2 protein-coding genes are annotated in these 1,290 nt (G+C 62.2%); both read left to right on the top strand.

Annotated elements, in window-relative coordinates; genetic code table 11:
* A partial coding sequence (locus P2Q66_RS20460; protein ID WP_275731100.1) for a transporter substrate-binding domain-containing protein occupies positions 1-416 on the top strand: 416 nt, incomplete at its 5' end.
* Positions 417-463: 47 nt separating this feature from the next.
* The coding region (locus P2Q66_RS20465) for an amino acid ABC transporter permease (protein ID WP_275731101.1) at positions 464-1,290 on the top strand (827 nt) is incomplete at its 3' end.

Below are 1,290 nucleotides of genomic sequence, written 5' to 3' on the forward strand. Positions count from 1 at the left end.
TCTGCGGCAAAAACATCGCCGTGACCAAGGGCTCCACGCAGCAGCTCAAGCACCTGCCGAACGTCTCGCTGTGGACCTGTGAGGAAAAGGGCCAGCCGGCGATCAACGCCATCACGCTGCCCAACGTCCAGGAATCCCTCACGCAGCTGGACTCCAAGCGGATCGATGGCGTCTTCTACGATGCCAGTGCCCTGGCCTGGGCCAACGCGCAGCAGCCGAACCACTTCACCATCCTCGAACCAAGGATGGATACCCGCACGAACACCACCGTCGCCATGGGCTTGAAGAAGGGATCGCCGTTGACACCGGCCCTGCAGGCAGCCATCCAGTCCGTCCTGGAAACCCCGGAATACAAGGAGTCCCTGGAGTACTGGGGCCTGGGCGAATCAGTCATCACTGAAGCCGCGATCCGCTAGTGGGTGACCCGATGTTGAAAACGATTCCCCAAGGAAGTGGAACCACAATGACCGGGCTGGACTCAGCGCTCAAGCCCCGCCTCAAGCGGCGCGGCACCTTTGAGTATGTTGCCTGGGTGATGTGCAGCCTGATCGGCGTCGGCGTCCTGTTCTCGGTGTCAACGAACCCGAACTTCAAGTGGGGCGTCGTTGCCCAGTACTTCACGCATGAATCGATCCTGCGCGGGTTGATGCTCACGCTCTTCCTGACCTTTGCCAGCATGGCCCTGGGAACCCTGCTGGGCCTGGGCCTGGCGATCATGCGCGGCTCGAGCATCAAGCCGATCGCGGCCACCGCGGCTGTCTACATCACGATTTTCCGTGGCACCCCGGTCCTGGTGCAGCTGATCTTCTGGTTCAACGTTGCCGCGCTGTATCCGGACCTGTTCATCGGGATCCCGTTCACGAACATCGGCACCGCGATCGACACCAACGCAATCATGGCGCCTATCACCGCAGCCCTGGTCGGGCTGACGCTGAACGAGGGCGCCTACATGGCCGAGATCGTCCGCGGCGGGTTCTCCTCCGTGGGCAAGGGCCAGATCGAGGCAGCCGATTCGCTGGGCATGAGCGGGGCGATGAAGATGCGCAAGGTCATCATCCCGCAGGCGATGCCCTCGATCATCCCCGCCACCGGCAACCAGGTGATCGGCATGTTCAAAGGCACGTCCCTGGTCAGCGTCCTGGGCGTTGCCGAGCTGCTTCAAAGCGCGCAGCTGATCTACGCCCGCACCTACGAGACCATTCCGCTGCTGCTCGTTGCCAGCATCTGGTACCTGGTGATGACCCTGCTGCTGAGCTACCCGCAGTCAAAGCTCGAGCAGAAGTATTCCCG

This window comes from Arthrobacter sp. Cr_A7 (genome assembly GCF_029222765.1).
Taxonomy (GTDB): domain Bacteria; phylum Actinomycetota; class Actinomycetes; order Actinomycetales; family Micrococcaceae; genus Arthrobacter.